This window comes from Leptospira bouyouniensis (genome assembly GCF_004769525.1).
GTDB classification, from domain to species: domain Bacteria; phylum Spirochaetota; class Leptospiria; order Leptospirales; family Leptospiraceae; genus Leptospira_A; species Leptospira_A bouyouniensis.
The window spans coordinates 178,077-202,178 of sequence record NZ_RQFT01000010.1 but is presented as its reverse complement, the minus strand read 5'-3'; the positions used below and the strand labels follow the sequence as shown (position 1 = coordinate 202,178).

General features: G+C 37.1%; 21 protein-coding genes and 1 tRNA gene. 12 read left to right on the top strand and 10 right to left on the bottom strand.

Annotated features, from left to right (window positions below):
• Positions 1–52: 52 nt before the first annotated feature.
• Positions 53–994: a thioredoxin-disulfide reductase gene (gene trxB / locus EHQ43_RS11170; protein ID WP_135742997.1), complete on the top strand. Its 942-nt coding sequence runs from the start codon at positions 53–55 to the stop codon at positions 992–994.
• Between the two features lie 72 nt (positions 995–1,066).
• Here trxB and EHQ43_RS11165 read toward each other — a convergent pair whose 3' ends face one another.
• The 3 genes from EHQ43_RS11165 to ilvB all read right to left on the bottom strand — a co-directional run bounded on the left by EHQ43_RS11165 (position 1,067) and on the right by ilvB (position 5,057).
• The gene (locus EHQ43_RS11165) at positions 1,067–2,803 is read right to left on the bottom strand and encodes a peptidase MA family protein (RefSeq protein ID WP_167481785.1); all 1,737 of its coding nucleotides are present in this window, start codon (positions 2,801–2,803) and stop codon (positions 1,067–1,069) included.
• Positions 2,804–2,865: 62 nt separating this feature from the next.
• Entirely contained in the window at positions 2,866–3,354 is a 489-nt protein-coding gene (ilvN, locus tag EHQ43_RS11160) for an acetolactate synthase small subunit (protein ID WP_135742995.1), read from the bottom strand.
• Positions 3,351–5,057, bottom strand: a complete 1,707-nt coding sequence (gene ilvB / locus EHQ43_RS11155) for a biosynthetic-type acetolactate synthase large subunit (protein WP_135771241.1) — start codon at positions 5,055–5,057, stop codon at positions 3,351–3,353. The genes ilvN and ilvB overlap by 4 nt, the downstream gene beginning before the upstream one ends.
• Positions 5,058–5,169: 112 nt before the next feature.
• On the opposite strand from ilvB, the gene EHQ43_RS11150 reads away from it, so the two are divergent.
• Positions 5,170–6,276, top strand: coding sequence for a tetratricopeptide repeat protein (locus EHQ43_RS11150; RefSeq protein WP_135743089.1), 1,107 nt, complete (start codon positions 5,170–5,172; stop codon positions 6,274–6,276).
• A gap of 512 nt (positions 6,277–6,788) precedes the next feature.
• Here EHQ43_RS11150 and EHQ43_RS11145 read toward each other — a convergent pair.
• Positions 6,789–8,468, bottom strand: coding sequence for a P83/100 family protein (locus EHQ43_RS11145; RefSeq protein ID WP_135742992.1), 1,680 nt, complete (start codon positions 8,466–8,468; stop codon positions 6,789–6,791).
• A 123-nt stretch (positions 8,469–8,591) separates the two neighbouring features.
• On the opposite strand from EHQ43_RS11145, the gene serC reads away from it, so the two are divergent.
• From serC to EHQ43_RS11125, 4 genes are read left to right on the top strand one after another with little or no spacing between them, the layout of a single operon-like run.
• Complete coding sequence (gene serC, locus EHQ43_RS11140) at positions 8,592–9,689, top strand: 3-phosphoserine/phosphohydroxythreonine transaminase (protein ID WP_135771240.1); 1,098 nt, start codon at positions 8,592–8,594, stop codon at positions 9,687–9,689.
• Positions 9,682–10,320 carry a hypothetical protein gene (locus EHQ43_RS11135; RefSeq protein ID WP_135771239.1) on the top strand — a complete coding sequence of 213 codons (639 nt, stop codon included), beginning with the start codon at positions 9,682–9,684 and terminating at the stop codon, positions 10,318–10,320. Before serC ends, EHQ43_RS11135 begins: the two co-directional genes overlap by 8 nt.
• A complete protein-coding gene (rpiB, locus tag EHQ43_RS11130) occupies positions 10,317–10,754 on the top strand; it encodes a ribose 5-phosphate isomerase B (protein ID WP_135742989.1) in 438 nt (145 codons plus the stop codon). Before EHQ43_RS11135 ends, rpiB begins: the two co-directional genes overlap by 4 nt.
• The gene (locus tag EHQ43_RS11125; protein WP_244242773.1) at positions 10,685–12,424 is read left to right on the top strand and encodes a concanavalin A-like lectin/glucanase; all 1,740 of its coding nucleotides are present in this window, start codon (positions 10,685–10,687) and stop codon (positions 12,422–12,424) included. The genes rpiB and EHQ43_RS11125 overlap by 70 nt, the downstream gene beginning before the upstream one ends.
• Here EHQ43_RS11125 and EHQ43_RS11120 read toward each other — a convergent pair.
• From EHQ43_RS11120 to EHQ43_RS11105, 4 genes are read right to left on the bottom strand one after another with little or no spacing between them, the layout of a single operon-like run.
• Positions 12,386–12,775, bottom strand: a complete 390-nt coding sequence (locus EHQ43_RS11120) for a hypothetical protein (RefSeq protein ID WP_135742988.1) — start codon at positions 12,773–12,775, stop codon at positions 12,386–12,388. The genes EHQ43_RS11125 and EHQ43_RS11120 overlap by 39 nt on opposite strands.
• Positions 12,772–12,963 (bottom strand): CopG family transcriptional regulator, encoded by a 192-nt coding sequence (locus tag EHQ43_RS11115; RefSeq protein ID WP_135752972.1) that lies wholly within the window; start codon positions 12,961–12,963, stop codon positions 12,772–12,774. The genes EHQ43_RS11120 and EHQ43_RS11115 overlap by 4 nt, the downstream gene beginning before the upstream one ends.
• Entirely contained in the window at positions 12,963–13,571 is a 609-nt protein-coding gene (locus tag EHQ43_RS11110) for a tetratricopeptide repeat protein (protein WP_135742986.1), read from the bottom strand. The genes EHQ43_RS11115 and EHQ43_RS11110 overlap by 1 nt, the downstream gene beginning before the upstream one ends.
• On the bottom strand, positions 13,543–16,314 hold the full coding sequence (locus EHQ43_RS11105) for a hypothetical protein (RefSeq protein WP_135771238.1): 2,772 nt from the start codon (positions 16,312–16,314) through the stop codon (positions 13,543–13,545). The genes EHQ43_RS11110 and EHQ43_RS11105 overlap by 29 nt, the downstream gene beginning before the upstream one ends.
• A gap of 51 nt (positions 16,315–16,365) precedes the next feature.
• On the opposite strand from EHQ43_RS11105, the gene EHQ43_RS11100 reads away from it, so the two are divergent.
• Entirely contained in the window at positions 16,366–17,340 is a 975-nt protein-coding gene (locus EHQ43_RS11100; protein WP_135742984.1) for an alkaline phosphatase family protein, read from the top strand.
• Here EHQ43_RS11100 and EHQ43_RS11095 read toward each other — a convergent pair.
• Positions 17,337–18,506, bottom strand: a complete 1,170-nt coding sequence (locus EHQ43_RS11095) for a tetratricopeptide repeat protein (RefSeq protein WP_135752975.1) — start codon at positions 18,504–18,506, stop codon at positions 17,337–17,339. The genes EHQ43_RS11100 and EHQ43_RS11095 overlap by 4 nt on opposite strands.
• Positions 18,503–20,188 carry a tetratricopeptide repeat protein gene (locus EHQ43_RS11090; protein WP_135771237.1) on the bottom strand — a complete coding sequence of 562 codons (1,686 nt, stop codon included), beginning with the start codon at positions 20,186–20,188 and terminating at the stop codon, positions 18,503–18,505. The genes EHQ43_RS11095 and EHQ43_RS11090 overlap by 4 nt, the downstream gene beginning before the upstream one ends.
• 80 nt (positions 20,189–20,268) lie before the next feature.
• Between EHQ43_RS11090 and EHQ43_RS11085 the strand changes: the two genes are divergently transcribed.
• The 5 genes from EHQ43_RS11085 to EHQ43_RS11065 all read left to right on the top strand — a co-directional run bounded on the left by EHQ43_RS11085 (position 20,269) and on the right by EHQ43_RS11065 (position 24,074).
• Complete coding sequence (locus EHQ43_RS11085; protein WP_135742981.1) at positions 20,269–20,928, top strand: class I SAM-dependent methyltransferase; 660 nt, start codon at positions 20,269–20,271, stop codon at positions 20,926–20,928.
• Positions 20,929–20,969: 41 nt separating this feature from the next.
• Positions 20,970–22,253, top strand: coding sequence for a UvrD-helicase domain-containing protein (locus tag EHQ43_RS11080; RefSeq protein WP_135771236.1), 1,284 nt, complete (start codon positions 20,970–20,972; stop codon positions 22,251–22,253).
• 14 nt (positions 22,254–22,267) lie between these two features.
• Positions 22,268–22,341 (top strand) — tRNA-Val (locus EHQ43_RS11075).
• A gap of 112 nt (positions 22,342–22,453) precedes the next feature.
• Complete coding sequence (locus EHQ43_RS11070) at positions 22,454–23,134, top strand: DUF6989 domain-containing protein (RefSeq protein WP_135771235.1); 681 nt, start codon at positions 22,454–22,456, stop codon at positions 23,132–23,134.
• Positions 23,135–23,162: 28 nt separating this feature from the next.
• Positions 23,163–24,074 (top strand): hypothetical protein, encoded by a 912-nt coding sequence (locus EHQ43_RS11065; protein ID WP_244242772.1) that lies wholly within the window; start codon positions 23,163–23,165, stop codon positions 24,072–24,074.
• Positions 24,075–24,102: the final 28 nt, after the last annotated feature.

The window sequence follows — 24,102 nt, the reverse complement described above, 5'->3', positions numbered from 1 at the left end:
GATTTAGACCGAGTCTAAGAAATAACGAAATAGATACCGAATAGGAGAAATTATGAACCACAAAGTTGTCATCATTGGATCAGGGCCTGCGGGTCATACCGCAGCCATTTACGCCGCGAGAGCCAATTTAAACCCAGTGATGTATGAAGGATTTATGGCAGGGGGTGTTGCCGCAGGTGGACAGCTCACAACCACAACCGAAGTGGAAAATTTTCCAGGTTTCCCTGAAGGGATTGATGGTACCAAACTCACCCAACTTTTCCGAGAACAATCGGCCAAGTATGGCACAACCATCCACACCCAAACCATCACTAAAGTGGATTTATCAAAACGTCCGTTTACGATTTGGTCTGATGATGAAGAAATCAAAGCTGAATCCATTATCATTGCCACAGGTGCTACCGCCAAACGTATGTTTGTAAAGGGAGAAGATGTTTTTTGGCAACGTGGGATTTCTGCTTGTGCAGTATGTGACGGTGCCCTCCCCATTTACCGAAACAAAGCCCTTGCGGTTGTGGGTGGTGGTGACTCGGCAGTGGAAGAAGCTAACCACCTAACCAAATTTGCCTCCAAAGTGTATCTTGTGGTCAGACGTGACCAACTCCGTGCTTCCCAAATCATGCAAAAACGAGCTATGGAACATCCAAAAATCGAAATCCTATGGAACCAAACGGTAGTTGAAGCAAAAGGTGGCGCTGGTGGTCTTACCTCCATCGTTCTAGAAAACACAAAAGACAAATCTCAGAAGGATTTGGAAGTGGGTGGACTCTTTTATGCAATTGGCCATGTTCCGAATACGGAAATCTTCAAAGGCCAGTTGCAATTAGATGAAACAGGATACATCATCACAAAACCAGGGACAACACAAACCAATGTAGAAGGAGTGTTTGCGGCCGGTGATGTTCAGGACAAAGTGTACAGACAAGCCATTACAGCAGCAGGTAGTGGATGTATGGCAGCACTCGAAGCCGAACGATGGCTCGAAGGCCATTAGAAAACGAACACAAGTTTCAATTGTGTTGAAAAACCGATTTGGTGGATATTCGCCAAATCGGTTTTTTTTATTTCAATCTGAATACTGAACGGATTCGCGGTTTTGGAATATCACCGAATCTCCGTTTGGTGCCACATATTGTTTTTTACCATTTTCCCATTCCACGAGTGTATAGTTAGACCCTCGGAACACTATTTGATTTCCAGGGAATACATTCGCTTCCCAACCATCTCCATACCAACGGTAATTTCCCTTTTTCCAAAGAAAAAAATATGATCCTCTCGGACCTAAAAAATCACCCTCTCGTTTCCCCGAATAATCATCTACATTGGCAATAAAGATTTTGTATAATGAAGGTAGTTCATCATAAGTTTTGATTTCTTTGGCTGATTCTTTGATCGTAAAACCCTTTTCTAAGAATGAAAAAAATTCATTCGGAAATTGTGGGTTCATCACTGTAAACCCTGAAAGGGATAATGATTTAGTATCTTTTAAAACTTGAATTTTTTCTGTTTCAAAACGTTTGGTACTCTCTTTTAAAATAGTATCCGCACTAACACCAGTTACTTTTTGCAAGGCAAGAGTCGAATCAAGCCCCATACAAGTTTCTTTTTGATAAGAAGAGATAGATTCTTTACCATACACATCATGGATGTATTTGATTAAGATGGCACTGAAATGATAAGGAATATTGTCTTTGTATTTGGCCTCTAATAAAGCTTTGAAGGATTTGGGAGCTTTGTTTTCACGAATTAACTTTTCTGTTTCTGCATATACCCAAACTCGTTTGCGGTCACTCAATCTTGATTCGATATAGGATGCAAATCCTTCTTCAAACCAAGGGTCTTGAATTTCTTGGGTAGATTGAGTGCCTGTTTCGGCAATGGTCTTTAAACACGAAACTTGTTCGGCATTTCTTGTCAGTTTTTGGAGTACCATACTAAAATTAACCCGCCGTAAAGAATCGACATCAAAATTTGGATTCCCTGTGCGTTCAGGCATTTGATCACCACAACATAAAACAATCGCATCTTTTCCACCTAACCCCATTTCGGATTGGTTGGCAGCTGGGAGATCAAAACCAACATATTCCTTTGCTGCATTGTACTCATCAAAAAGTAATACAGGAATTTTCCCGCGATTTTCAAAACCAAACTCATTTTTTAGAATCGAATAAAGAGATTTGGTCTTGACTTCTTCACCAAACACTCGTAAAAACTCATTCCATTTATCGGAACCATAAAAAACAAGATTCCCCAATTCCAACTTTGGTTTTCCAAATTTGGTTTCATTCACAAGAAGGAAGTTTTGGAAATCGAGAGGTTTCTGGAAGATGGTATCGTATTCTTTCCGATTGGAGATCCAGTACTTTGTGATTTTTGTATTGTCTGGATAATTCCATACAAGCGTCGGTGAACATCCATTACAGTTAGGTGGAGCGGGTGCAAATACAAATCCTATCCCAGTGGGAAAATCTAATTTAAAAATCCCGGTAGGCCATTCGGTAAAAACACTACCATCAGCACGTTTCCATTGGTAATGGTTTTTTGCCCATTGGTAGACTTCTCCCCCATCAGGACCTGCATAATAACCAGGTGCTGCATCTAAAAAACCTAACTTAAGGTCCTCTAATTTAGGTTCCTGGAGTTTTTCCGATTTGAAAAATGTGTTGGGGGCAGTTTCCCCAAAATCAAAATATAATACTTCAGCCCCACTCCCTCGTTTTAAAGGGACAATTTTTTTTTCAACATCTGAATAAAGGAAACTAACAAGGAATAAATATGCTGTGATGGAAAGAATACGTTTCATGGGAACCAAACAATGTTTTGTTCCCAAGTTTCGTTTTTTTTTAGACCTCTGTCAAGAGGATTCTAAACAACGTTTTGGTTTCGATAGGCAATGGCAATTTGGCCAGTGCGAGAAATCTCACGAATCCCAAAAGGTTTTAAAACTGTGATGATGTTTGTCACCTGGCGAGAATTGCCGGAAAATTCGATGAGTAGGGAGTCTTCGGTCATCTCTAAAATTTTCACATCAAAACCATTACAGATCGTTAGTGCTTCACTTCGGTTCTTTTCTGTGATAGAAAAAGAAACTAACACAAGTTCTCTTTGGACTGAACTTGCATATGCCATATCTTGCACTCGGAGCACATCAGGGAGTTTGAGGAGTTGGTTTTTCACTTGTCCCACAACAAAATCATCGCCATTGAGAACAATCGTCATGGAAGAAACTTCTGGGTCATCAGTGACACCAACGGCAATCGAATCAATGTTATAACCTCGCCTAGTAAAGAGTCCAGAAACATGACTCATCACACCTGGATGGTTATTGACTAAAATACTCAGTGTATGTTTCATTTTTTCAATTTCCCCAAGTCTTTAAATTCGATGAGGTCTTGTTGAGATTTTCCAGCAGGGATCATTGGGAAAACTTTTTCTTCCGCAGGGATCATCACTTCAATGAGAGCAGAACCACTATCTTTTAAGAAAAATTCGACACCTTTTTGAATTTCAGACTTTTTTTCAATCCTCATAGCAGGGATGTCATAGGCTTCCGCAAGTTTTACAAAGTTTGGATTGTAAGTCCATTGTGACTCACTAAACCTTTCTTCATAGAAGAGTTCTTGCCATTGGCGGACCATTCCAAGGAAGTTATTATTAAAAAGTAAAATCTTGACACCTAACTTTGATTGCGCGATAGTCGCAAGTTCTTGGATACACATTTGGAAAGATCCATCTCCCGTCACACAAATCACAGTTTTGTCTGGGTTACCAAATTTAGCACCGATGGCCGCAGGTAAACCATACCCCATCGTGCCGAGCCCACCGGAAGTGAGCCAAGTGTTTGGTTTATCAAATAAATAATACTGTGCTGCCCACATTTGGTGTTGGCCTACATCAGTCGAAACAATCGCTTCCCCTTTGGTTTTTGTATAAACCTTTTGTAAAAAGTCTTGAGGTTTGATTGTTTCTCCACTGTTATCAAAATCAAGTGGGTGATTTTTTTTGAGTGATTGGATATTCGAAATCCATTCTGACCTATCTCCACCTTTCACAAAAGGGAGGATTTCTCTAATCGCATCTTTTAGGTCACCATGTAAAATATGATCAACATTGATTCTTTTGTTAAACTCAGCTGCATCAATATCAACATGGGCACGCACGGCATTCGGCGCAAAGTCTTGGTATTTGGCAACCCGGTCATCAAACCTAGCACCTAAATTGAGGATATAATCACATTCTAACACCGCTTTGTTGGCATAGGCAGTACCATGCATACCGAGCATTCCGACAGACAAGGGATGAGTTCCAGGAAAAGCACCAAGTCCCATTAATGTTGTGGTTACAGGTGCATTCGCTTTTTCAGCAAGTGCCTTAATTTCAGCAGAAGCAAAAGAATTGATGGCACCACCACCAACATAGAGTAACGGGCGTTTGGCTACATTCAATGCTTCCGCAAATTCTTGTGGGTCCCCTTTCACCTTTGGTCTTTCATAATGATGAGGAGCAATTTTTAAAGATGACGCTTTCCTAACAGTTGTTTTACCCAATTGAACATCTTTTGGAAAATCAAGGAGTACAGGACCAGGCCTTCCACCCATGGCAATTTTGATAGCTTCTTCAAAATGTCGGGCAAGGTCGTCAGCTTTTTTAATGAGGGCATTGTATTTGGTGATTGGGATCGTGATACCAAAGATATCTGCTTCTTGGAAGGCATCAGTACCAATGGCATCAGTTGCCACCTGCCCTGTGATGGCAAGGATGGGAACAGAATCCATTTTGGCATCGGTTAGACCAGTGATTAAGTTTGTGGCACCAGGGCCAGAGGTGGCGATACAAACACCTAACTTACCAGTGGAGCGAGCATACCCTTCTGCCATATGGATGGCACCTTGTTCATGGCGAACAAGGATGTGTTTTATTTTTTTGCTATGATAGAGTTCGTCGTAAAAAGGGAGAATGGCACCACCTGGGTATCCAAAGACAATTTCCACACCCGCTTCTTCCAATAATTCGACCATAAGCCGGCCGCCTGTAATTGCTTCGGTTGTAGATGTCATTCCTTTCCCCCCTCATTGTCATTTCTGCAAAAAAGAGCCTGTTGTCAATGTTCTCACGTTTTTGAGTCGATTTTTACTGTCTAAAAAGGAATGCTGAAAAATGGAACCGAATATGGAAAACGCCGAGATTGAAAAAACACAAGAAGATGAAAAATTCACAAAAATAAAAGCTCTCGCAAAAGAAGCCTATCGTTTTCTCGATCAAGGTCGCTTCAAAGAAGCAAAAGAACGATTAGACATATTACTTGATGAAGATCCATCCAACACATATGGACTTGTTGGACTTGGTGATTATTATGCCAAAACAAAACAACCAGAACAAGCCATCCAATACTATCGCAAATGTTTGAGCGGAGATACAACTAATAAATTTTCCCTCATGGGACTTATGAATGCGTATCGTGATCTTAATAGTTTAAAACGAATCATTGAAGTGGCAGAAGAATTTCACCACATAACGATCACAGATGCGAGTATCTTATCACGAGTTGCTGATGCTCATAGAAAGTTAAAAAACTTCAAAGAATCTGAAGTGTATTATATGGAAGCACTCCAAATCAATCCGAATGACCAATATGTGATTGTGGGACTTGGTCATTTGTACTTTGCCTGCCAACGGTATGCGGATGCGATTCTTTGGTGGGAAAAACTCCTAGGAAGCCAACCAAATAATATCAAAATTCTCACAGAAATTGGGAACAGTTACCGTAAGATCAAGGATTTTGACAAGGCAGTCCTTTATTATGAAAGGGCAAAAGATCTCGATCCAAAAAACTTTTTTGCATTGTACGGACTTGCAGAATCTTACCGCGGCAAAAAGGATTTTAAAACAGCGATTACCTATTGGGAAAAAATCCTCGAATCAGATCCTGATAATAAACTCATTATCAACCGTTATGCGGATTCACTCAGAGGACTAGGTAATTATGACAAAGCTCTTGAATGTTTTAATAAAATTCTGGCAAGTGGTGATGACTACTTTGCACTTCTAGGGAAAGCTGCCGCATTACGTCTGATTGGCGATCTTGAAAAAGCAGAAGAAATTTATTTAGGATTACTCACCAAATCTCCGAATGATCCAAGACCAGCTCTCGAACTTTCAGACCTTTGGGACATTATGGGAAAAAAACCACAAGCCATTAAACTTTTGGAAGATTTAGCAAAGAAAAATCCTTCAAATGAAGCAATTCGTGAACGAATTGAATATCTTAAAGATTAGGTTTGATAGAGTCACATTTTTAGAAATTAAATCGGTCATTTCGAATCAATACACCTTAAACATTGATTTGATTAAGGTGTATTTCATACGTATATCGATTAAATCAAGTTTTTTTCATCTATTTTTGTAAACTGTAGATATATCCATATAACAAGAGCAAATACTCCTTTCACAAATATGTGTTATTTGCTCTGTAAGTTACCAAATCCAACAAACAAGCCAACTTGCAAAAAACAAGGCAAAGATCACACATTTTAGGTTTTGAACCGCTGGCATCTGAAAAAACACCAAAATAAAAAGAATTAAGCCAAAAATAGGCAACCATTCGACCCAATCAGTCTGCCAAAATTTCTTTGAAAAGGCTCTTAAGTTAGAATGAACAAACCATTCTTCTCTAAAAGGAACAAGACTCGTCTCGTGATACGTTTTACATTCCTGTTAAATGTGTTGGTATGATTGGAAATCAATCCATCATTGTATGATGATGGATTGATGAGAAAAACCATAGCTACCTAGGGAGCGATGGTTTTCAACAAACTTAGGTCTTCTTTTTTGAACACTTTGATGGTGGTTTTGTCGCCTTCTTTTGGTTTTCCTGTTACATAAATTTTGTCTCCAAAGAAAGTGAGTTCGGAATTTTCCTCCACAGGTTCTTCAGTTCTTTTTTCAAAGGTTAGATCAGATTTAAAACGAGAGACATGGTATTTATCTTTTACCTTTTCAATCACATATATCCGATCTTCACGATTGATCATTGGGGTTCGCCAGAAAATATCAGCTGATTCGCTTGTTTTTTTCACACCCAATTTATCAGGGTCGAGTAACACCAGTTTGTGTTTTCTGGTTTCAATCTTTTCACCGTCATATCCAAGAACAAGAACCCCTTGGTTTGCAATTTCTTTAAATTCTTTTGAACAGATATTATTGTAAGGACTTTTGAATAAAGCATCATCTTTTGCAGGATCGATCGCCCAAAGTTCATTCGAATAGTGACCATCCGTATCGTACTTGATAAACTTCATAAAAAGGATTTTGTTGTTCACAACATTATCACTTTGTTCTTCTTTTTTCTTAAGTTCTTCTTTGGTTTGTGCAAGTTCTGTTTTTAATTCTTCTACTTTTGCTTCCACCTTTTGGACAGCGTCTTCTTTTTTGGCACCGTCACCTGAAGTGGTAGTTCCAGTTCTTGCCTCTTCTTTTTTGGCAATTTGTTCTTCTTTTTTACTTAACTCTTCTTTTTTGGCTTCGACAGCTTGCGATTTTTGATCTGTTTCTTTTTTTTCTTGTTCGATTTTTTTGATTTCTTCTGCTTTTTTCTCAATCTCGGCTTTGTTTTTCACCGGATCTTTTTTTAGTTCATTAAGACTTGCAACAGCTTCTGCTTCTTGTTTTTTAAGAGCATCTTTTTTATCTTGGATGTCTTTCCCTTCTTTGGACACTTCATCTTTCTTATCTTGCAGAACCTTTTTTTCTTCTTTGAGTTTATCGGTTTGCAACTTGTCCATTTTTTTGGCTTCGTCTTCCATTTTTTGTTTGGTTGCAGGATCTTTTTCTTTATCCTTTACCGTTTTGTTCACATCTTTTTCTAACTCATCAGTGGTTACATCTTTCCCACTGTCTTTTAAGATGTTCCCTTCAATTGGAATGATGATTTGGGTTTTTCCAGGCCAATTTTTATAAACAGTATCAATTCCTAATTTATCGGGGGATGTAGCAGCTGTTACAGCAGCTGTGTATTTTTTTCCAAAAAATTTTGCATCCTTACGGTGTGTGGCATTGTAATACAAAATATACTGCGCAAGAGTTTCGGCATTACTTGCTTTGTATTGGAAAGATTTTTCGATGTATGAAGCAAGGATCCGAGCAATCGAATTCACGTGATCAAAACTTTGTGTTTCAGAAAGAAAGAGGATATCAGCACCGAGTTTCCCATCAGGTCCCGGAAGGATCCTTTGGATTTTCACTCCATCTACACTCGCTGTGTCTTCTTTGGATAAAGTTTCTGCGAGTTTTTTTCCCGTTTCTGTATTCTCTTGGATAATGTCATCAGAAGCCTTACGTAAGGAGCGGTTGATGAATTCAATTTTTTTGGAACCCTTAATTTCGGATTCACCGAGTGGGGCTTTGGATTGGGCTGTCAGGGAAAATCCGACAGCGATTAGGCAAATGATGATGGAACGAGAGATTCTCATTGTTTCCTCACGAAATTAGGTTTCAGATGCCCACAAGATTAACAACCTTTCTGATTCTGCAAAGCAAGTTTTCGAATAAAAATCTATTTACCAGGGGGGAAGTTTTAAAAATTCTGTGGGAGAATGCCTACGTTTACACACAGAATCTACAATTTTAATGCAGGTCCCGCCATGTTGCCCACAGAGGTCATGGAAGAAGCCAATTCCGAATTCCTCAATTACAAAGGAAGTGGGATGTCTGTCATGGAAATGAGCCATAGAGAGAAACATTTCCTAGGTATCTTAAACGAATCGATTGCTGACATTAGAGATTTACTTGAATTACCTTCTCGTTATGCGGTAGTTTATTTTCCTGGTGGAGCCACGTTACAATTTTCTGCCATTCCATACAATTATCTTGCGGCTGGAGAATCTGCTGACTTTGCCATAACTGGCGTTTGGGCAAAAAAAGCATATGAAGAAGCTAAAAAATTTTATCCGAATGTAAAATCCATTTTTAATGGGGCTGATTCTAAATTTATGGATCTTCCAACGATCACAGATCAAGATGTCAACGAAGGAGCAAAATACGTTTATATCACCTCCAATAATACTATCTACGGATCTCGTTACAAAACATTTCCTAAATTAAAAAAGGCACCTCTCATTGCTGATATGACAAGTGAACTCTTCAGTCGTAAACTTCCGATTGAAGATTTCTCTGTGATCTTTGCAGGAGCACAAAAAAATATTGGTCCTTCTGGACTCACACTTGTGATTTACGACAAAGAAAAATTGCAGGAACAACCCCACCCTATCCCGAATTTAATGAACTATGCCTTGATGGAAAAAAATGGCTCAAATTACAACACTCCACCAACCTATTCTATTTATATCGCAAGTCTTGTGTTCAAATATCTGAAACGAAAAGGTGGACTTTCAATTATGGAAGCTACAAATGAAAGAAAAGCAAAGAAGTTATATGACGCAATCGATGCTTCCTCTCTTTTTTATGCTCCTGTCCCTGAAAACTTTCGTTCTGCAATGAATGTTGTTTTCCGAAGTCATAATGAAAGTTTGGATGCCAAATTTTTGACACTTGCCGAAGAACAAGGATTTGCTGGTCTTAAAGGATACCGCGATGTGGGTGGTTTTAGAGCAAGTATCTATAATGCGATGCCAGAAGAAGGTGTGGATGCTCTCATTTCCTTTATCAAGGAATTTGAAAGGACAAATGGTTAAACAAACTCTACCATTTCTATTTTGTATAATTGTCAGTGGAATCAATTCCCATTCCATTTGGATCCCTGAAGGGAACTTTGGATGGGAAGCAGCTAACAAATGCTACGTAACTCTTAATTCTGAAATTCCTCCAAAGGCCATTAGCCAAAACATTCAAAATTTGGATCGGATAAAAATGGCTGCATATGCAATAGAGTCTGCAGAATTACGAATTTCTTCTATAGATTGTATCCGGGATTCGATTACACTTCCGGATACAGAAACCAATATAAGTAAAGTATTATCGCCATCCTTACTTTCCGGATACCAAATGGAAGAGTCATTTTTCCAATTGGAATGGAGAATTCTCTTAGCGGAAAACAGACCTTATCCCTTAACACCAAGCGAGATGACTCTCGCCAAACAGTGGCTAGAGTCTCATAATGAAATCAAACAAGAAATTTTTGCCCTCACTCTAGAATATTTATCTGAAAAAAATCCAAATTCCAAACGGGAAAGGTATTTGGAACTATTCACTGGTTATTATGGAAGTATGCTCAGAGAAAGGGACAAATTTTTACTCTCTTTATCTGTTGAAAGTTATCTCTCTTACACCGAAGCCCTAAAACAAAGAAAGGAAAAATCCGAATGAAAGAAAAAATTGGAATCGCCTCTGATCACGGAGGATTTGCTCTCAAAGAATTCCTCAGGAAAAGTCTCGAGGAATCGTATGAAATGGTCGATTACGGTACTAAGAGCGAAGAGTCCGTCGACTACCCAACCATCATTGGAGATGCCTGCCGAAAGGTTCTTTCCAATGAAGTCCCAAGACTCATTGCTCTTTGTGGTACGGGCATTGGTGCCTCTATTGCCGCAAACCGTTTCAAAGGCATTCGAGCGGCCCTTTGCCATGATGAGTTTACGGCGGAAATGTCCAAACGCCATAACAATGCCAATGTACTGGTTTTAGGGGGAAGAGTTCTCGGGACTGATTTAGCACTGAGAATTGTGAAAAAATGGATCGAAACAGATTTCGAAGGTGGAAGACACCAAAAACGATTGGGTTTAATCGAAGAACAGTCTTAATCTTTCTTGTTATCCTTTTTGGAGGGCACTCTCTTGAATCTTGGGAAGTCCCCAAAAAGGAATCCGTCAACTTAAGCCTTTGGAAAAAAATTGGTGTTGTCGAACACAAAGAACCAGGCAAAAAAAATACTCTCAAACCCAAAGAGAACACACCCAAACGAGGAGAATTGTTTTTTGATTTTGAGGGGGACACAAACGAACCCAACCTTTCTGAATCGGGAAACCCATTTCCATCCAAATCCATTTCAGTTGTGTTTTCCTCTTACTTAGAGGACAAAAACACATCCTTTTTTGGGAAAAAGTCCGCTTACTTTTCTGGACGCCGAAATCAAATTCACTTATCTGTTTCAGGAAATTCTCTTTTTGGAACACACCCAGATCCATTTAGCATTTCAATTCCAGTGCATATGGGAGAACAAGGGGCAGGATCCGTAATCCTCGACCGCACAGTTTATGTTAAAGGGAAAAAATATGGAATCTCCCTTGAGTTAAATGAAGGTAAACCCACATTATATATCAATAATTTACTTCAAAAAACAGATGGTAGAACTGTAAGTTTTATTTTAGAATCAAGTGTAAAAATCAAACGCAAAAACTGGGAAGTGATTTCCCTTTTTTTTGATACATTAAACCATCGATATGTGCTTTATCAAAATGGAATTGAAACTGCAGAGTATGAAAACAAACAAGCTGATACAATCGGATTTGGATTTCCAGAAAATGATTCCACACCCCTTATCCTAGGAAAATCTTATTACGGGAATTTAGATGGTTTCCATATCCATAAAGGTGAACCAGAGATTGGTTATTCAAAATTTGAAACCGTTCGTTATGACGATGATACAAAAATTGGATTTATGGAAGGAAGCACTGCGATCTCTCCGATTTTGGAAACAAAATTCAGCAATTCAACATTACAACAAATCCAATGGAAGGTTGACGCACCGAAAGATACAATGATTGAATTGTATTTCCGCGCATCGAATCAAAAATTTACTGAGGCAAGTGTTCTCCCTTGGACAAGAATTCGTTCCTTAACTACTGATTTACCAAAACATCGATTTAAGTATTACCAATGGAAAATTTGGTTTCGTCCAGATCCGATGGGAAAAACTGTCCCTATCTTACAAGCACTTAACTTTGATTATATAGAGCAATCACCTCCAGATGTCCCTACCCTTTTTCGTTTGGACCCAAATGTTTCCAAAAACCAAACAAATCAAATTTGTTTTTTGTGGAATTCAAACCATGAGAAAGAAGTACAAAACGGTGGAGGTTATATCATCCATTATGGTTTAGTTCCAAATCGAATGGTTGGTTCAATCTTTGTCAAAAAAGACAAAGACAATCAATATAAAAAAATAGATGGAAATGAAGAAAATTCTGGATTTCGTAACAAACGATTTTGTGTAGATGAAGACACACTTGTTTCCAATATTTATATTCCAGAAGGACAACTTGAATCACCCGAGGATCGAACGTTGGCTGACCAAATCGACATTTCAAAAAAAGAAAAAAGAGGATTATTATTCCAACCAGGGCTTACGTATTATTTTAGAATTTCAGCATACAACCGTTATTTAAACGAATGGGATTCTAAAGACCAAAGGAGTGCACTTTCAGCACCTATTTCATTTAGTTTCCCTAAAGAAGTTTCGAACCTTAAGTAAAGGATGAGTTTTCGTTTCTTCTTCTGAATTTAGATAAAATACATCAATTCCTTGGTTCAGAGCAATCACTTGTTCTAAACCAAGGCTTTCCACAAATAATAACTCGGATCGAATATCTTCTATCGAAAGAACAAAAATAGCATCAACTAGATCTTCAATATTACGCAGGATCATTCTTTTTTGTTCGATGTCAATAGTACCTAACATAGAAAAAAGACAGTGAAGAGAATAGGCAGATGTATAAAAACGTGTATTTGAATCAATCGAGGTTAATAGAAGGTTTTTGACTTTTTCTTTCTCATTGGAATGAAGCAATGAATCTAAAAAAGTAGAAGATAAAAATACTTTCAAGAAAAGATCTCCGTTAAATTTTGGATCGCTTTCCTTCTTAGTAGTTCTGATTTTTGGATGATTTCATTTTTTAAAGCCAAACGAATGAGTTCACCCTGCGATATTCCTCTGCGAGTCGCTTCATTTTTTAATAGTATTTGTTCTTCTTCAGAAAGTAAAATCTGAAAACGTTTATCTATTTTTGCCATTAGTCTTCTTCTTCCAATTCCTTTTCGGCTTTTTCAAATTTTCGCCAATACAAACTCGCATCCTTCCATTGACCGAGTGACTCATACAATGATGCAACATTATAATATGATTCTGTTAATCGATAATCTAATTTCACAGCTTTTAAAAACAATTTTATCGACTTTTCTTTGTTATCTGAAAACCATTCACTGAATGCCCAAAGGTAATACCATCTACCTAAATTTGGATCCCTCGGTCTCACTTTTTCCAAATGTAAAACATTCTCTTGAAAAAGTTTTGAAGCTAAATTATAATTTTTTTGAATGATTTTTGCTTTATTGATTCGATCTTCTGCGGGTTCATTAGGTTTTGGAACTAACAAATCATTTCTGTATAAAAGAGCCTTTGCATACAATAGTTTAAAATACAACTCGTTTTGGCTTAGTTCTAAATACCTTTCCAAATAAGGAATAGAACTTGTTTCCTCGTCTACTTTATGTAAACCGTAGATTTGTTTTTTCAAAGCAATTGTTTCTTCTTTTTTTTTACTGCCTCCTGCAGAAAGAGAAATCACAGTCACAAAAAAAACCAAAAAGAAATTAGAAATATAAATAATAATTTTGTCCATCTTCTGGAAATTTCATCGATTTGAGTTCATGGGAGAATGGTAATTCTTGTAGTTTTTGTACGACAGTTAAATACAAATCTTTTGCAGAAACAATCAACATTAAATTTGGCGAAGTTTCAATCAAACGATCCTTACTTTCTAAATATGTTTGAATGGAATCAACAAAATGCCTTTTGCTACGTTCCCATTCTGGGGATGGATGGTATTCTGGCCAATGGATACGTAACACATTGGCAGAACGTTTACCACCAAAAGTGGCTTGCATAAACGAACGAATCATCCAAGACAAACTGTCTTTCAAAAATTCAGGTTTACGCTCTTCTTTCTCAACAAGTACGTGTAAAGCAGGAATCACCTGTTTTAGTTTTTCCTGGATCATTCGTTTGTGCGAATCTAAAAATTTACTTCTTTCTTCTTTATTCAAGAGCACAAGAAAAATACCTGGGAATCCAAGAGTTTCCATATGAAAAGCAATGATGGATTCGGTTTGTAATAAAATTTCCCAAGAAAACTTTTTCGAAATAAATCGATCGAGTCGAATGTTTTCTTCCATTTCCAACATGGCAAAACCGGACTCATCAAAGTTAAGATATGGATCATGGTGTAAAAAAATCAGATTAGAACGAGTGTTATAGTCAAGACCAGAAGAAATTTGGTTATGAAACGAACCAAGAGAATCGTTTAAAAATAAATAAGAAAATCGAGGAGAACCTAATCTTGAAATGAAATTTTTAGTATAACCAATGATTCCATCATATGAAATCTCATTTTCCCTATAAATTTTATCAAGAAGGCTATATTCAAATCGTTTTTCTTCTGGAACTTGTGTGAAGGAATTTTCTGGAATAGGAATTGTTTTTATTTGAGTGGTTTCATCACGTTTGGTAACGTTGGAGACAAGTCGTTCCAGTTCTGGATTAAAAATAGTTTCTCGTTTCTTTTGAACTGCATCCAAAATGGCCACTCGTTTCCAAGTTGCTGGAGGTAATATTTTAAAACTCGTTTTTTTCACAGGACTAGGATTCTTTATAATAGGTTCTGTTTTAGTTTCAATTCCTTCTTTTGTATTTTCTATTTTTTTTACCGTATCCACAAATTCGTGATTCTCCGAGTCTTTCAAAAGGGATTCCCCTAACATTGATGTAGTTGACCACTTTCTTTTAACGTTAGCCCAAAACACGAATAAAACCCATGGACCAATGAAAACAAAACCAAAACTAAGTAAATAAGGTGGGTATGATGAGTACCGATACACAGATAAACCGGATACAATCCCTGGTTTTCCTTTTTCTTTATCTAAATAATAAGAATGGAACTTATGATGTAAAAAACCAATTGACTCCTTTTGAGAATCAGTATGCCTAAGTTTTGAAAGTTGGGTTCCATTCCAATGGCGCGGGTTGAACAAAACTTGTTCTTTACTTTTATTATCTGATAATTTTACATCTACAAACGGAAAATAAAACTCATCCTTATCTTTTTCTTTTTTAGCATATAATAAATTAGGATTGATTACAGTTAACAAAACTGATGCCAAAGTATTTTCATGATTTTGAATGGGTATGATGTAAACTAAATCCATTTCAGATTCGATCAAAATCGACTTTGGATTTTCCTTCATTTTTTCCAATACTAGAAAAATTTCAGCTCCAAATCGATTTCGAATGTCTTTATCACTAACATCTAATTTCCATTCGTATAATTCGGATAAAATGGCTTCACTAATGCCAAATCCATTGCTGTCATTATAGTAATTTGATTTAAGATTTTTTTCAAGTCCAATCAATGTATCTTCAATTTGTTCCAAACGATGTTTGGTCCAAGGTTTGTAGTAACGATAGTCAGGAAACAACTCCCAACTTTTTTGATAAAAAACTAGGAGGAATAAATAAACGATCATTGGGATCACGATTCTTCTTTTAAAGTGAAATCCTTCCGAATGGACAAACATCCAAACAAATCGTATATAAAATAAACCTGTAAAGGTAACAAGGAATAATATGAAACATCCAAAACGAATTTCTTCAATTTCAGAATCAGTTTGTTTGAGTAAATAAACAGAAAATTGATCTTTTGTTTCTAGTATTAATTTTGAAAATTCACCATCCAATTGCCAAGTGATCTCTTGTCCTTCTTTACCTTGAAAAAGAGCAAGTAATTCATTCGTATCGCGATCACCTGAAAGAATGGAATCATCATTGGTGTATAAGATTTTTTGTGTATTGGGTTGGAAAACCCAATACAAATAACCATATTCTAAATTTGGATTTTGAATGAAACTGGGAGTATAGTTTACCTTTGGAAATAACAAAAAGAATTTTCCAGACTTATCCCGATAAACATAATCACCATTCGATATTATTTTTATTTTACCTTCGAGTAAACCCGAAGGATCTTGCCTGAGCTCCTCTTGGAATATTTCAGTAGTTTCATTTGTACTATGAATTAGCCTTAATGAATCATCATAAAGCCTAACATAGTCTAAGTGTAATGACTTTTGAATTTGTGTTGTAACATTTTTAGCTCGGTATGGTAAATCTGAATCACGAATAAAAAACTCAATTGTATTTAAATACTCTTTTGTTCTATTTTCATCATAACGTTCTAATGCTTTGATCAGATTTGATTTTTTTTGGATGGGTCGAATCCATTCGAAATAAGCAAACAAAAGGAAAGTAACAAATAACGAAACGAAAATGAGACCAAAAAGAATAGACAGGTTTCCGAAATTTCGTTTCATCATTCTTATTATCGGGTTGCCACTAGGCAAAAACCAATCGGTCTAAGGAAAGGAATGATTTTTTATGTATTTTTAGATGGTGTTGGGATCTCAGATTATGATCCGAAAACCAATCCTTTTAGCCGATTTGCCAAAGGATTTTTAGCACCAATTGGTGGTGTCTCCAAATCCGATTTAGATTTGCCGGTGGATTCAGCTGGTATTCATTATTTAAAAACAGATGCCCATATGGGTGTGCCTGGCCTCCCCCAATCAGCAACTGGCCAAACCGCACTTTGGACTGGGGTTCCAGGTCCTAAAGTACTTGGTCGCCATGTCAGTGGATTTCCCACAATTACCTTACGTAAAATTATCGCCAAGTATTCTCTCATCAAAGTTCTAAACGAACATGGGAAATTAAGTGATTTTTTGAATTGTTTTTCACCACCTTACTTAAAACACGTGGAAGAAAAACCAAAACTGGTTTCCGCCTCCACTCTCGTACAATTGGCAAGTGGAAGACCACTCAAAAATTTTGAAGACCTTCGGAGTGAAAGAGGCCTTTATATGGACCTCACTCACGAAATCATGGGAACACTCGGAATTGATATGTTAAAACAGGGGGATCCACTCCTCGAAAAACGAGATCCATATTTACTTGGATCTAAATGTTTCCAGAAGTTCTCTAATTATGACCTCACATTATACGAATACTTTTTAACTGATAAAGTTGGACACGCTATGGATTGGGAAAAAGCCGAAAAGGTAATTCAAAACTTAGAATTATTTTTCAAAGGACTTCTAACTTCTATCGACCCAACAAAAGATTTACTGATTGTTTCAAGCGATCATGGAAACATGGAAGACTTAAGTCAAAAAAATCATACTGAAAACCCGGCGGCCACCATCCTTTATGGAAAAGATGCTGACCGCTTCGCAGAAAATATACATTCGTTAGCGGATATTGTTCCCGAAATTTATAAAACTTTCGGTTTAGAAGAAGCTCTTTACAATACACACACGAATGAGTTTCTAATGGAAACCAACTAAAATTCTAAATCGTTCCCCGAATCTGGTTTACTTGAAAACGAATTCGGTTTCGTTGAATTAGAATCCGACGATACATCTGAATCATCTAAATCATTGTGGTCAGTAAACTGATCTAGTGATTCTTTTTTCCATGCAATCGCCTTGTCGGTAATCTGGTTTTTAGGGTATTTATCTACAATTGTTTGAAAGATACCGGCTGCTTTTTCAAATTTCCCTTGTCTGAAATAAATTGTGCCTTTTTTATAAAGTGAAGCTTGGTCTAGCGAATAATCGCTGTTATTTAAAACTTTATTGATATATGTGAGAGATTCAGTTTGTTTACCTAAAGCATCATAAGACAATGCAATATAATACAATGCTTCTTCTTCCTTTTTCGGAGTTGGATTCACTGAAAGAGATTTTTGGAATAATTCAATTGAACGAGCGTATTGTTTTTTTGTATAACTATCTTTAGCATCTTTAAAAACAGAATCTTTATATTCACCAACAACTTTTTCGTCAGCGCCAGCAAGCCCATCTTGAGTTTCAATGTATTCATCGAACACATCAAAGGATGCCCAATCTTTTCCGAGTTTTCTCAAAGTCCGTCCCCACCCAATTCGAGATTCAGTGTGGTTTGGATCTTCTTGTAGTGATAAAACATAGTTTTTACGAGCCGCTTCGAATTGACCAATTTTATAATAATGGTCGCCAAGTGCCATGAATGACCTAGATCTAAGTTTGTTATCAGAACTTGACTGTAAAACCGACTCTAAGTGAGCCTTCCCTTCTGATTCATTTCCAATTTTTAAAAGCAAATTACCAAGTGAGTAACCAAGTTTGTCTTTTTCTTCAGGTTTCAAATTAGAATTTTTCTTTAGCTCTTTATAAATATCAAGAGCAGGATAAAAATCAGAATTTTTTTCTAGTGCCCTTGCTTGATTGTATTTAATTTGAAATTCGTATTTTTCCAATCCACGCTTTCCAGCTAACTCAGAAAAGATGGCAATTGCTTTTTCTTTGCTATGTGGATTGGTTTGTTTTAAATATTCTTCTCCTTCTGCTATTTTTTCAAGGACCAATTGTGACTGGTCTTCTTTGGCAGAAATATTGGTTTGGTAGTAGGCAGTGGAGAGACCAGCTACAATGAATAACAAACCTGCTAAGGAAACGATCACTCGACTCATAAATTACCTCTACCCACTTGATTTAGGGTTTGATTCGTCCAAAATTCAACTCTTGAAGGAGAATAGGATTTGGTTTCCTTTTTTAAAAAACACTTCAAAGCTTTTTTCGTGTCACCAGTTTTTAATGCACTAACACCTAAGAAAAACATTGCTTTGCCTCTTAAATATGAATTTGATTCATATTTTAAATATTCTTCTAAACGATACACTGCTGTTTCGAATTTCTTTTGGATGACAGTTTCTTTGATGATACGATTGAGTTCCGTTTGTCCTAGATCATATGTCACCGTTGCGGAAGTTTCTACTTTAAAGTCGTTCGTAGGTTCCGATGTCTCTTTCGGTGGAGCAATTTCAGTTGGTGTCACCGAATGTTCATTTTTATAAATTTCGGATTTTTCTGTATCCTTTTTTGGTTTAGAGGAAGCGACAATATTCTCTTCTTCTTTTGGTAGATTGTCCTTGGAGAAATCATATTTAAAATACGACACATTTTCTTTGAGATTATAATCTTCCGGAACAGAGCTTGATTTGGCAGTCACTCCAAAATACAAGTCATCTATTTCTTTTAATTCTTTAATAAAAAAATTAGTTTTAGGATGAACGACAGTCGCAACTTTAACAACTGTTCCTTGGTTAAAGGAAGCAGAACCTTGGTTCAATGGTTTGACTGATGCATATAATGTATAAATTGTAGATTCGTCAGCATCTTCAGGGCTTAACCAACTGATCACTGCTCCTTTACCAACCCGCTCGTATCCAAGTCCTCTTACATGCAAAGCCCCTGAAAGGTTGGTTGTTGGTTCATTCGAAGCAACAACAGCGTTTTGTTTTTTGGGACTTTCTTCCACAATCACTTCTGCATTTGCTTTTTCAGTTTGTTTGATATAAAATACACGTAAGGTAGATTTTTTATCTTCCAATGGAAGGGATTCTTCTCCTCCCAATTGTTTAACAGATACACCATAATATAAAGTTTGGGATTTATTTAAATCTTGGTCTAAAAACGAAGTTGCAGGGTGTGTGAGCTCTGCTAGTTTTTCTGCTTTTTGCATCAAAGGAAGACTTGTGAGAGGTGAATTTGACCTATAGATCGTGTATATGGTCCTTCCAGCAATGGCACCTGCAGGTGGAGTCCAATTCAAACGTATAAAACGTTTTTCAATATTTGCCGTAAGACCTGAGACTCCTCCCACCATAGATTGGATATTTGTATCTTGTGGGAACGCAGGGAAATCTGGATTTTGTCCGACAACAGGTGTTCCATTTTCTTCCGCAATTGTAACAGGAATGATCGTATAATTTTGATTGGAAAATAGTTTTACTTCACGTTTCCGAACATCGGAAACCATCACAATCGCATAATAATACGTACCTGGCTTTAGGTTATAATCGAAGTAAACTCGTGTGGCATTGGGGCCAGAAGCTTTATAACGACCCAGTGAATCTGCAATGTACAATTTGTCTGGGCTATCAATCATCACATTGGACCTTGCGACGATAATTTCTCCATCTTGTTTCGGGCTATCCCAATCGATACGAATCGATTTTTTGTCTGGTAAAATTGAAGCATGGATTGCTTTGGCAATCGAAGGGTATCGACTTTCCTCAAATCCGGAGTCTGCCCGTACCGGGAAAAAAGAAAGTAGCAGTACAACCGTGAGGAGGTGAATCGAGAACTTCATACTTAGATTTTCGGTGGTAATATGGCTCGAATTGAATTTTTCGTTTGTACTTTCTCCTCTTTTCTGGAAGAATTGTCATTATGTCCGAAACGGAATACTACCGTTCCCAAACTTACCAAGAATACTTACTTTCAAGCCACCGCCGAGAAGTATGCCCTCCAGAAGATGTATATGCATTTTTCAATTGGAAAGGACTTAACAATCTGGTTGATTTTGGGAGTGGTCTTGGATTTTATTTCCAGGATTTTCGAAAATGGTTTCCCAATGTTTGGATTTGGGCCGCCGAATGCCAACAAGAGATCATCGATCGAATTTTACGACGTAAACTGATGGAAGGGATTGAACAACTCACACCTTTCTACATGGATCAATCAGACCATCCTCTACTCCCTGAATGGGTCCCAGTTCCTGAAATCATATTTGCCTCTTTATCCTTATCTACTTTCCCAAACCCAGGTTTGGCGATGGATGGACTCATTCGGTCCATGAAGGCAGGAGGAAGGCTTTTTATCATAGATTGGTCAAAAACCGAATCCGGATTTGGACCCAAAATCAACGAAAAGATTTCAATGGATAAAATGAAATTCCTCGCTGAAGAATACAAACTCGAAGTCACAAAATCCGGTAGGATCTCTGAACATTTTTATGGACTGGAAGTTCGAGCTAGTTCCAATTTCATATATGGTTATTATGACTTAAAGGAAGAAGAAGATGAAGATTCTGCGGTCTTTAAGATTTAAGTTTTAAGGGTCCAAAACACAAATCCTCCACCTAAATGTACATGTGGAGTGAAGAACAAACGAAGGTTATAAAAAGCACAGACCCCATCATACAAGTGATTGCTGGTGCCGGTTCTGGAAAAACCGCTACGATGGTTGGTCTCTTGGAAGAAAGGGAAAAATCAGGAAAGTTCCATCCTGAAGAAACTTTAGTTGTCACTTTCACAAAAAAAGCGACAAACGAATTTAAGGAAAGGTGCCAAAAAAAAGGCATCAGTCACAATTACCATATCTCAACCTTTCATTCGTTTTGTTATGACTCCCTTAAACAATATGACACTCTTAACCAATGGTCAAAATACAAATTACTGACTGAATCCAAAAAATGGGATATCACAAAATCTTTGTTATATCCTTATCAAAATACTATTGGCGGGATTCCGTTTTCCATTTTACTTAAAAAAGATGGTCACTTTTTACGAAACCTGTCTTTAGAAATTTACCTTCAATTTAATACAAACTTTCAATCTTGGAAAAAAGAAAATGGTTACTTTGAATTTGATGACTTAATTCAAAATTTTTTGTTTTTTTTAAACAAGAATGAAGCTTCCCCAATCAAAAAAAAATGGAAGTCTCTCATAATTGATGAATTCCAAGATACTGATGAAATCCAATTGGCAATCATCAAACAAATGGAATTTGAAAACATCACAGTGGTAGGTGATGATTGGCAAGCGATTTATGGATTTCGTGGTGCTACTCCCAAACCATTTTTAGAATTCTGTCAGCATTTTCCAAATGCCGTTCCTTACAAATTATCAACGAACTATCGTTCCGTAAGTTCTATCATCCAAAAAAGTTTATTACCCATTCGAAAGAACAAAGAAAAAATTCCAAAAGATACTATCTCGTACAGAAAGGATAAAGGTTTTTTTCGACTCATACGAATCGATCAAAAAGAAAAAACATTAGATACTATTTGGAAAAAAATCCAATGCGCTGATCCAAGGCTTATGATACTAACTCGTAGTAATTTTCGTAAATCCGAATGGATCCAAGTGGGCGTATCCAGGGAACAAGTGATGACCATCCATAGTGCCAAAGGATTGGAATTTCAAACGGTTGTTGTGGACGTATGCCAAGGATGGAGTGAATTACACGATTCGATCGATTTGGAAGAAGAAAGGAGGATTCTGTATGTTGCTTTGTCGCGAGCCAAGGACAATTTGATCGTTCTCATCAACGATAGTTCGGATCCTAAAAGTCTTTGTGACCTCTTTAGCGAAGATTTTTCCCTTTGGAATCGGTTTCGAAATCGTACTTTACGGTGGACTAGACTCTGGTGAAGTGGTTTTACCTTGGGGGATTAGCTCAGTTGGTTAGAGCGCTACCTTGACATGGTAGAGGTCACTGGTTCGAACCCAGTATCTCCCAAGACCCATATACAAACAACCCACCCTTTCGTTCCAAACGTTTTATTCTTTTTCTCTCCACCAAACAAAGTTTCGACTTGCCATTCAAATCCATTCATGTCCAATTCGAACCGATGAAACCTAAGTTATTGGCCGAAGAATTTTTACTCGCTTTGTACTTTTTTGTATTTAGTGTCCTATCAGGAATTGTTCTTTTTTATGTTCCCTTGGAAGCAGGAGTGAAGATAGCAAGCCTCACTGCCTTTTTTCATGTAAGTTTTGTTGTCATATGTGTATTATTCCATTGGCACACACCATATCGAATTTGGAAATTTTTAGTCCCCTTATCAATCTTTATGGTTTTTCCAGATTGGTTTTTGTCAGCCGTATTACAGATATTAGTTTTTCCAGAAGATGGATTTTTAAAAATTGGCACCGTCTCAGGTTATATGGCTGGCCTTTGGGTTATTCCATTATTCATCTGTGTTTATACTGGAATTAAATTGGAAGAAAGATCTGTTTCCATCATAGGAACCGGGATTTGGGTTGGTATTGTAAGTTTGGTTATCTTTGGAACTTCAGAGGCAACAATGTGGATACTAGGTTCTTGGTTTGCACAAAATGTAAAGATGTGGGGTCATGTTGCCTACTACGTATTGATTCCAGAAATGATCTTAGGAATTACAACCTATCTTGCATACCAAGGGTTTTCTTATTCCGCATATTTATTCCAAATTGCCATTGGATTTCTCGTGATGATTCTTTACATTGGGAATTTATCTTTCTTTTATCTTTTAATTGAAAAAATTCTTTAAAATCTCATTTGCCACTTTCTTTAGTTTGATGTTACTTCTTTTTTTAGGAGAAGTAACATTTCATACTTTTAACAACCAAACAACCGAAGAGATTCGTTATAAAAAAATCCATTGTTTAAAGGGTTTTACTCAAATACGGTTATGCCCAGATATCAACCAAACCTTTACTCGTGCTGATGACAAACCTTGGGACATCAAAACCAATAGATTTGGTGAACGGATTGTTTCGGAAGAACAAAATCATACAAATCCCGCCAAAATATGGTTAATTGGTGATTCAATGTCAATGGGATATGGTTTACCATCGAGAGAAACCATTTCTTATATTTTAGAAAATGAATTTGATTTAAAAATTAGAGTTATTGCCGTTGATGCCATTGGCACAAATGGAATTTTATCCTTGTTTGAGGATACCTATCGAACCACTATCGAAGAAAACCTACCTACCCATGTCTATTGGATATGGAACCCATCTGATTTCATCGACGATGAAAGGGAAAAAAAAGGAATTCAACAAATGTTTTATCCCTTTCATTTTTATCTTTCGAGAAACTCTTTCCTTTACCAGAAAATCCTTCCTGCAACCAAAAACAATGTATATACCAATTCGATATCATTTTTATACCCAAGTTCTCATATAACTTATACAAATTTAAAACACTTACTCGAAAGGGTATCGCAGAACAAAGAACAATGGAGAATTTTATTCTCTTGGGGAATGGCTCCGAGTGGCAAACCCGATACGAGTGATCCAAATTATGATGTAGCCAATCAATTCTTCATAAAAGCTGGGTTCCAAACCATTGACCTTCGTAAAAAAACTGAAATGATGTTTGCCAATCAGAAAAAAATCTATATCCCAAATGATGGCCATCCCGATCAAGAATTGGCAAAGATTTTTGCAGAGGCCATCGCAGTTGACTACAAAAAACAAAAATAGAAATGCTTGATTCCTATCCCCTTTTCTA

Excerpts from the sequence above, each read along its gene's own strand:
- EHQ43_RS11145 (WP_135742992.1), bottom strand. The coding sequence starts at position 8,468 with ATGAGAATCTCTCGTTCCATCATCATTTGCCTAATCGCTGTCGGATTT.
- EHQ43_RS11100 (WP_135742984.1), top strand. The coding sequence starts at position 16,366 with ATGATTTTTTATGTATTTTTAGATGGTGTTGGGATCTCAGATTATGAT.
- EHQ43_RS11085 (WP_135742981.1), top strand. The coding sequence starts at position 20,269 with ATGTCCGAAACGGAATACTACCGTTCCCAAACTTACCAAGAATACTTA.
- EHQ43_RS11070 (WP_135771235.1), top strand. The coding sequence starts at position 22,454 with ATGAAACCTAAGTTATTGGCCGAAGAATTTTTACTCGCTTTGTACTTT.
- EHQ43_RS11080 (WP_135771236.1), top strand. The coding sequence starts at position 20,970 with ATGTGGAGTGAAGAACAAACGAAGGTTATAAAAAGCACAGACCCCATC.
- rpiB (WP_135742989.1), top strand. The coding sequence starts at position 10,317 with ATGAAAGAAAAAATTGGAATCGCCTCTGATCACGGAGGATTTGCTCTC.
- EHQ43_RS11125 (WP_244242773.1), top strand. The coding sequence starts at position 10,685 with ATGGATCGAAACAGATTTCGAAGGTGGAAGACACCAAAAACGATTGGG.
- ilvN (WP_135742995.1), bottom strand. The coding sequence starts at position 3,354 with ATGAAACATACACTGAGTATTTTAGTCAATAACCATCCAGGTGTGATG.
- EHQ43_RS11105 (WP_135771238.1), bottom strand. The coding sequence starts at position 16,314 with ATGATGAAACGAAATTTCGGAAACCTGTCTATTCTTTTTGGTCTCATT.
- EHQ43_RS11065 (WP_244242772.1), top strand. The coding sequence starts at position 23,163 with ATGTTACTTCTTTTTTTAGGAGAAGTAACATTTCATACTTTTAACAAC.
- EHQ43_RS11150 (WP_135743089.1), top strand. The coding sequence starts at position 5,170 with ATGGAAAACGCCGAGATTGAAAAAACACAAGAAGATGAAAAATTCACA.
- EHQ43_RS11090 (WP_135771237.1), bottom strand. The coding sequence starts at position 20,188 with ATGAAGTTCTCGATTCACCTCCTCACGGTTGTACTGCTACTTTCTTTT.
- EHQ43_RS11095 (WP_135752975.1), bottom strand. The coding sequence starts at position 18,506 with ATGAGTCGAGTGATCGTTTCCTTAGCAGGTTTGTTATTCATTGTAGCT.
- EHQ43_RS11110 (WP_135742986.1), bottom strand. The coding sequence starts at position 13,571 with ATGGACAAAATTATTATTTATATTTCTAATTTCTTTTTGGTTTTTTTT.
- ilvB (WP_135771241.1), bottom strand. The coding sequence starts at position 5,057 with ATGACATCTACAACCGAAGCAATTACAGGCGGCCGGCTTATGGTCGAA.
- trxB (WP_135742997.1), top strand. The coding sequence starts at position 53 with ATGAACCACAAAGTTGTCATCATTGGATCAGGGCCTGCGGGTCATACC.
- EHQ43_RS11135 (WP_135771239.1), top strand. The coding sequence starts at position 9,682 with ATGGTTAAACAAACTCTACCATTTCTATTTTGTATAATTGTCAGTGGA.
- serC (WP_135771240.1), top strand. The coding sequence starts at position 8,592 with ATGCCTACGTTTACACACAGAATCTACAATTTTAATGCAGGTCCCGCC.
- EHQ43_RS11165 (WP_167481785.1), bottom strand. The coding sequence starts at position 2,803 with ATGAAACGTATTCTTTCCATCACAGCATATTTATTCCTTGTTAGTTTC.
- EHQ43_RS11115 (WP_135752972.1), bottom strand. The coding sequence starts at position 12,963 with ATGGCAAAAATAGATAAACGTTTTCAGATTTTACTTTCTGAAGAAGAA.